This window comes from Marinobacter sp. (assembly GCF_033722735.1).
GTDB lineage: Bacteria > Pseudomonadota > Gammaproteobacteria > Pseudomonadales > Oleiphilaceae > Marinobacter.
Map to the genome: position 1 here is coordinate 1 of NZ_JAWVYN010000046.1, position 6,683 is coordinate 6,683.

5 protein-coding genes are annotated in these 6,683 nt (G+C 58.5%); all 5 read right to left on the minus strand.

Annotated features, from left to right (window positions below):
- Positions 1 to 160: 160 nt before the first annotated feature.
- Positions 161 to 1,480: a hypothetical protein gene (locus R3175_RS17680; protein ID WP_318945666.1), complete on the minus strand. Its 1,320-nt coding sequence runs from the start codon at positions 1,478 to 1,480 to the stop codon at positions 161 to 163.
- Positions 1,481 to 1,482: 2 nt separating this feature from the next.
- Positions 1,483 to 2,574 (minus strand): hypothetical protein, encoded by a 1,092-nt coding sequence (locus tag R3175_RS17685; RefSeq protein WP_318945667.1) that lies wholly within the window; start codon positions 2,572 to 2,574, stop codon positions 1,483 to 1,485.
- The gene (locus tag R3175_RS17690) at positions 2,517 to 4,931 is read right to left on the minus strand and encodes a toxin VasX (RefSeq protein ID WP_318945668.1); all 2,415 of its coding nucleotides are present in this window, start codon (positions 4,929 to 4,931) and stop codon (positions 2,517 to 2,519) included. Before R3175_RS17690 ends, R3175_RS17685 begins: the two co-directional genes overlap by 58 nt.
- The gene (locus R3175_RS17695) at positions 4,922 to 5,845 is read right to left on the minus strand and encodes a DUF4123 domain-containing protein (protein ID WP_318945669.1); all 924 of its coding nucleotides are present in this window, start codon (positions 5,843 to 5,845) and stop codon (positions 4,922 to 4,924) included. The genes R3175_RS17690 and R3175_RS17695 overlap by 10 nt, the downstream gene beginning before the upstream one ends.
- Positions 5,838 to 6,683 (minus strand): type VI secretion system Vgr family protein (locus R3175_RS17700; protein WP_318945670.1); only part of this gene is annotated, 846 nt, incomplete at its 5' end. The genes R3175_RS17695 and R3175_RS17700, both read right to left, overlap by 8 nt.

Consider the following 6,683-nt stretch of genomic DNA (forward strand, 5'->3'; position numbering starts at 1 on the left):
TGGATGCTCGTTAGCTTTGGTCATAATCAGGACTTAGTGGGGTCGTTTACCAGGGCATGGTAGCGGATAATCAATGGTGTCAATCGGGTGTCCGGCTCATCCAGAGGTGCCATCGGCAAATCGCCCGGCTCATGCATTGGCGTTGGTCAGCCCGCTTACCTTAGAACTCAGCCCTGGACCGATAGCGACCTCGGCTCCGCTTCTGTTGCTTCTTTTCGTCGTATTTGGCTTGCCACTGGGACACCGGCCCCATGTCGGTGAAACGAAGGCCCCGTTCGTAGGCGCGGGTAAGGTGCTGATTGAGGGTTTGCAGCGCCTCGGGTGGTTTGGCCCATTGTTCTCTGGGCAAGGGGACGGACCAGGCGTCCAGCTCTTCCGGCAGGCTTTTCAGGGCCAGTGTCTTGAGTCGGCGCTCGGTGATGATGTGGGCCAGGTAGCGTTGGAAGAACCAGTCACCCACTTTTTTACCCAGCCAGGGTAGCAGGGACATCTCCTTTCGGGCCTGACGGCACTTGGCTTTGTAGTGGGCCAGGGTTTCGTCGTTCTTCGGGTCCGGACAGGCGTCAGGGCCTTCTTCCATAAACCGGCGGAGGCACTCCCACTGGGTCAGGCCGGCGGTTTCGTGACCGACGTTGATGCTGGCCGCGGCCAGGGCGGATTCGGGGTCGTCCGGTTTGGGAATGGCCAGGGTGAGGACTGTGTGGGTGGCCATCAGGCCGGGACCGATGTTCTGCTTGGTTTCAATGTAGGCAACCAGCTTGTCCCAGGGGTGGAGTTCGTAGACAAGTTGGGGGTCGTGTTTTTTCTTTAGGCGGAGGGCTATGAACAGGTAAGTTCCGATGACCAAAAGCTCTACACCAAGTACAACCAAGGCCCAAAATACCAAATTGTTACGATACTCTTCTGTTGCATCTTCCAACATAAACGGAGCAAGTACAGCAACGATTGTGAATACAACCGTTACATAAGCCCATCCTTCTGAACTTTCATTCCAAAATGGCAGATTCAGCTTTTTCCCCTCCGTCCAGCGCGGCATGGCCACTTCCCGGCGCTGTCGGTTCAGCCTCACTGGAGGAGTTTCTTTTACTGCCTTGTTACCCAGGAAGTGCATATACAGCCCCCAGGGAACAGTAACCAATAAGTTCATGCCTCCCAAACCAAGCAAAGGTATCCAGGTTAATTCACGGTGCCCAAGATAATAATCTACCGTCATCGCCACCCCACCCATCATCACCAAAATAGTGAGGCTCAAAAACATCAACGAAAACTCGGCGCCAAACAACAGGTTGCCGTGTTGCAAATCCAGCCAGTGTTCAGTTTTCCGTCGAATCCAGGCGTTGACATCCACCGCCCGCTCGCCGGTGGTCACAGGTGCAGGACTCAGGGCCAGTAGTCGGCCATCTTGGGTCGTGCGACGAACGCCGGCTTCCCAGGCCGGTTCCGATATAGGTGATGTCGCCGACGTGTGTTCCTGGGCCATCTTTATGATCCTTTGGGTCTATTCACCAGTGCATGGAAGCCAAACGCGCTGATCAAGGGTGCCAATCGCTGATCTGCCCCGCCTAAAGGGGTAACCGGCTGCCACGTTTTGGTCTCGTTGGCCCCTACCATCGGTAAATCACCTTGCTCATGCAAGAGCAGCTTGTAGTGGTAGGACTTGCCTGCTTCAGGCAACCAGTTGGGGGAGTTAGCTGCCTTATAGCGGAATGCCAAGTAGAAACCGTCCGCCGTATCCAGGTCGGCTCCGGTCAGTGACAACTCCAGGGCGACACCGGCAGCGCCCATACTCTTCTTGGTAAGGGACCGGTTCCAATACTCATGATCAGGGTCCCAGGCCGTACCTTCCTGCCTCAGTACCGCCCATTCCATATTATCCGCTTCCAGCGAACTCAGTCCGGGCAATTCCAGGCGGATAGTGCAATAGCTCGTGCGTCCGTCCAGGGCGGCCTGTTCCGCCTGCACCAACAGGGTTGGCTGGTAGATGGCCTTGGCCAGTTCGTGGCGCTGCTGATCCGTATCCCAACCCTTGGTATCATTGCCCCAGGCACTCTGCTCACACCAACGCTGTACGTTTGTGCGTTTATAATAGCTTTGTACCCAATTGCCTAGGCAAACCAAGGCGGTGCCTATCCATAGGTAAACATTCAATCCCCGGAACACACCGCCGGCCAACGACAGCATCCCCCGATTGACCGATTTCCAGGTGATGTCGGCGGAAGTTTTGCGAAGGACGTGGTAAATACCAGCAGATCCAGTTCTGGCCATTCGCCAGCTTCCCACAGTGAGCAATGCATCGCCAGCGAGAGTAATTCCACTCCCAACACGAACGCCGTTATCGCTCTTGGGACTAATTAACTCAAGAACTTGCTTGGCGCCATCAGCTAGCGCCGAAAAGAACCCCGCCCAAGCCGCAATGGTGCCTCCCCAAACATTCACCCGCGACAGTCGCGTCAGTACCTCATCCGCCTGGGAGACGCTCTGGTAGTAGTAATTCAGGCGGGCACTGCCGACGATGGTCAGGACACTGGCTGCCGCACCAACCGTTCCAGCGGCACCACTGGCAAATGACCACAACTCACCCCAATCGCCTTCCTTGTCCCATTTATTGAACGCATCCCAAGCCCCAACGGCCCCAACCAGCCCCATAAACGACACCAGTCCCAGGCCACCAATCCGTTTTGGCAGGTCCAGGTGTCCTGACCGTGGATCATGCCCCGGCCATAGTCCATCATTCGCGTTAACCCACCCCGGTCTCTCAGGCGCTTCAGTTCGTCCACTTCAGTCTGCACGGCACGGCCGTAGGCGGTGCGGGTCAGGCCGCCGATCAGGAGAGCCCCGCTGTGGTTTTCTCCCTCAACCGGGGACGTATCCAGCAATTGAAAACCCCGCTCCCGCAGCTGGTCGGCCAGCATTTGTTTGCGGGTGCGAATATCGCCTATCTGTTGGTCATATTGCTGTTTGTAGCGGCGCCGGTCGCGGGTGCTGGCCTCGCTGTGGCGCCTCTCGAGGCGTTTCTCTTCGTTCAGGGCTTCTTCATGCGACTGGGCCAATCGTTCGATTTCGCTCACCAGGGATTCGTGCCTGGCGAGGTTTTCCGCATCGGCAATGTCCAGGTCAATCTCGTAGAGCCGCTGGTTCTCGAAGATGTGTGCCCGCAGGCCGGGATTCATGCGCTCGAACATCTGCCTCAGGCGGCCATGCAAATCGGCGGCATCAACCGCTTGCACCAAATCAAACACGGCCAGCCGGGCGGTGATGTTGAGCTGGGCCAGGTGGTGGCTAAGCTGTTCGGCGGCGCCGGGGGACAGGGACGGAAACTGCAAGTGCGGGCTGTTCTCGACCAGCTGGACCCAATCACGGTACGCCGCGGGGCCTTGCCTGGCATCCATGATGCCTTTCAGGGAGCTGATCAGCTCTTTTAGCGTGCCGGGTATGATCTCCGGTTTCAGGTCCAGCGAAATTAGGTGCTGATGCCCCACTTCCTCGAAGTAGAACTGTCGCAAGAAGGTGAAATCACCGGACGATTGTGCCCATTCCGTAAGTACGGCAATCAGCGCGTTGTCCATGCCCAGCAGCGCCATGTAGCTGGCGTCGCTTTCCCGGTCATACAGGTGACCGTGGAGGTAAAAGGTGGCCAGTAACGACTGGATGTCCGAGACGATGCGCCGCTTTTCTTGGTCAAACCAAGCCAGGTGCTGCTGGGCCTGTTCCAGGTAGGCGTTCATGTCGTCCAGTTTCACCAGGTCTGCGATGCCTTGCTCACCGCTGAAGGCGGAACCGTCGACGAGGTTTTCCTGGTAGTCGGACATGGACTCAACGATATTGAGCAGTTCTCCCTGCGTCATGCCCAGTTCATCTGCGAGCGCCTGGGTAGCATCCCGCATCTCGGTGACGCGATCGTGATCGGCTGGCATGTAGCTGTAGGTGGTGGGTCCGGCCACCTTGCGGACACTTTGCTGATACTCGGGATAGTCTTCGACCAGTTGTTTCAGCCGGGCATGTTGGTCATTGTCCCCCTGGGCGATGCTCTCAAACAGCGCCTTGGCGTCATCATCCTCAACCTGCTCCGCAAACGAACGGGCCAGCTCCCCCACCCGCTCACCATCCAGGCGGATCAGGTCGTCGATGAATCGAGCCGAGTAGTATTTGGCGTCCTCGCCCTCTAACCAGGCGTTGTGGTTGGTATCAACAATGGCCCAGGCGTCCAGCAGGTCGTTGATGTGGCCCATCAGGTCGTCTACCACGAGATAGGCATGATCCTGCTCGTAGGCGGGCAATCGGTGCGCAAAGGGTTCGGGGCCCTCGTCCAATGTATCCTGAGCCCAGTACCAGGGAGCCAATTGGGTTTTGCCATCCATGGGCACGGTTTGCGAGTCCGGGTGTGTAAGCAGCGACTCCAGATCCGGTTTGGTCAGTAACTGGGGCTTACCGGTAACAGGACAATAACCGGCCAAGTCCACCCGCTTCATCACGTCGCGGCGGTAGTTTTGCCAGCCAATCAGCATACTGCACTTTTTTGCGGTCAACTGGGTGGACGAAAACAAAACCTCGATGTGACCGCGGCGCGGTACCACGATGGCCGGTGTATCCGGGGTTCCGGTCCGCTGGTCCTGGGTGGCTTCTCCGCCTGTCCATAGACGCTTGGTGACCGCACCGCCGTCTTTGACTTCGTATTCATGCAAAATGTCCGGGGCATCGGAATGGAAAAGGTAGAGGTAGCCATCCCGCACCTGGCGGATACCAATCGGCTGGAACTGGAGGTTGAACTGGGATCCCAGCGCGGTGTGATCCGCCGCCTCATCGGCGTAGGCGTACCGTACCGGAATCAACTGAATGTCCGTTCGGGTCAGCGGGCAGGCGCCCTGGGCGGTGATATCCGCCAGGCTTTGCCGGTCACCGGCGGTGACGGGATTGTTGACAATCATTCCCATGACTCTGCTCTCCCTGCATGCTGTGTCTGGGCTAACTCCATGGCAGCGACGGCGGCCTTCCGTGCCTGGACGTCGCCGGTCTCAACCGGTGGCTGTTGAAACATTTGATGGATATCCGGAGCCACGCTTGCCCATTCGCTTGGCTCACCAAGGTAACCGTAAACCGTACACCAGTGCGTTAACGCTTGAAGCGAGGAATAGCCATTGTCGATGGCCTGATTCATGAGTTGCCGTAATGCAAACACCACCTCTGCCCTGAGACTGCTGGTTACCCGGTCTGGGAAATACGTCTCCAGGTGCTGCATCAGCTTGACCAACGTTGCCCGTCGATCTGTGTCCAGTAAACAGCTCAACGTGACCTCGCTCAGGTGCAGTGTGGCCACATCGTTCGGGTTTACGCCGGTTTCTGAGTCTAACCTTTCCGGACGGGTTTGAATGTGCCAGTCATTCCATAAGGCGTCTGGCAGCTTCACCGCCGTTAACGTTTGCCAGTACTCCGTCAGCCCACCTTCGCCGGGAGGTGCCAGCAAGACCCAGGCGACAGTCGGATCAGCGAAACGCAGCATGACGTTGTGCCCGAGAGGATGGCGTACCGTTATGAACCGCCGCAAGTGGTTGGCCACCGAATCCAGCGGCTCATCACTGGCGATACCGTAGCCCCACTCCAGGACGTTCCCTTCCTGCATTAGCTGCCCCATCAGCGGATGGTCCGGTTCGGTCCGAACCAACAACGGCGCGACCTGACGAATCGAAGCCCATTCTGTGCCGTCAAACAAGTTACGATAGTCCGGGGCGTCCAGGAGTTCGTAAAGCCACCGTTCGGCTTCGTTACGCTTGCTGCCGTCGATCAGAATATAATTGCAGTGAATATCCTGGTCTCTGTCCACGGCAGGGCCCTCGAAAACGTCAAGCACTGGAACCTTCCCCAGACGTTTCATCCTCGGCCTGGCAAATCGACGTCAGCGCTTTACCTTCCCGCAAGGCGCGAATCTGGGCATCCGGTTGACCATTCGCTCGCTGGCCAACCTCCGCCAAAGCCACCGGCGCCACCGCCCCGCCATTAGTGTCCACCAACCCCGGCATCCCCGGCGCCTGCACGCCCTGCCCGGAACCACTCCCCGGTGAGCCACCACCATTGAGCTTGATCGCCGGGCCGCTAAGCGCGACGCCGCTGGGGTCGATTTTGACGAAGCTGCCGCCGGCTTTGAGGGTGATTTCGGCGCCGGCTTCGATGACGGCTTTTTGGCCGGCCTTGATGTGGAGTTCGGTGCCGGAGTCGGTAAGCCAGGCGGTGCCGGCTTTGAGGTGGAGGGTGCCGGTGACGTCGAAGCTGTGGTCCTGGCCGACCTGTTCGCGGCGTTCGCCGTCCACGGTGAGGTGGTCGTTGGCCTGGATGTGGCCGATGCGGTCGTTCTCGGTGAGCAGGTCCAGGTCTTTCTGGGCGTGGAGGTAGATCTGTTCCTGGCCGGCCTCATCCTCGAAACGCAGTTCGTTGCTGCCCTCGCCCTTGTGGGTCTGGGTCTTCAGCACGGTGCGGGTCTTGTTCGCCGGCAACGGATAGGGCGGCGTGTTGGTGGCATGGTAGGTGCGCCCGCTGATGATGGGCTGGTCCGGGTCGCCGTTGAGGAAGCTGACGATGACTTCGTGGCCAATCCTGGGCAGAGCCATGAAACCGTACTGGCCGCCAGCCCAGCCCTGACTGACGCGGAGCCAGGCGCTGCTGTGTTCGTCGTTATCCGAGTAGCGATCCCA

What these genes read in the sequence shown, in the direction of transcription:
- R3175_RS17680 (WP_318945666.1), bottom strand. Translation starts at nt 1,480, where the DNA reads ATGGCCCAGGAACACACGTCGGCGACATCACCTATATCGGAACCGGCC.
- R3175_RS17690 (WP_318945668.1), bottom strand. Translation starts at nt 4,931, where the DNA reads ATGGGAATGATTGTCAACAATCCCGTCACCGCCGGTGACCGGCAAAGC.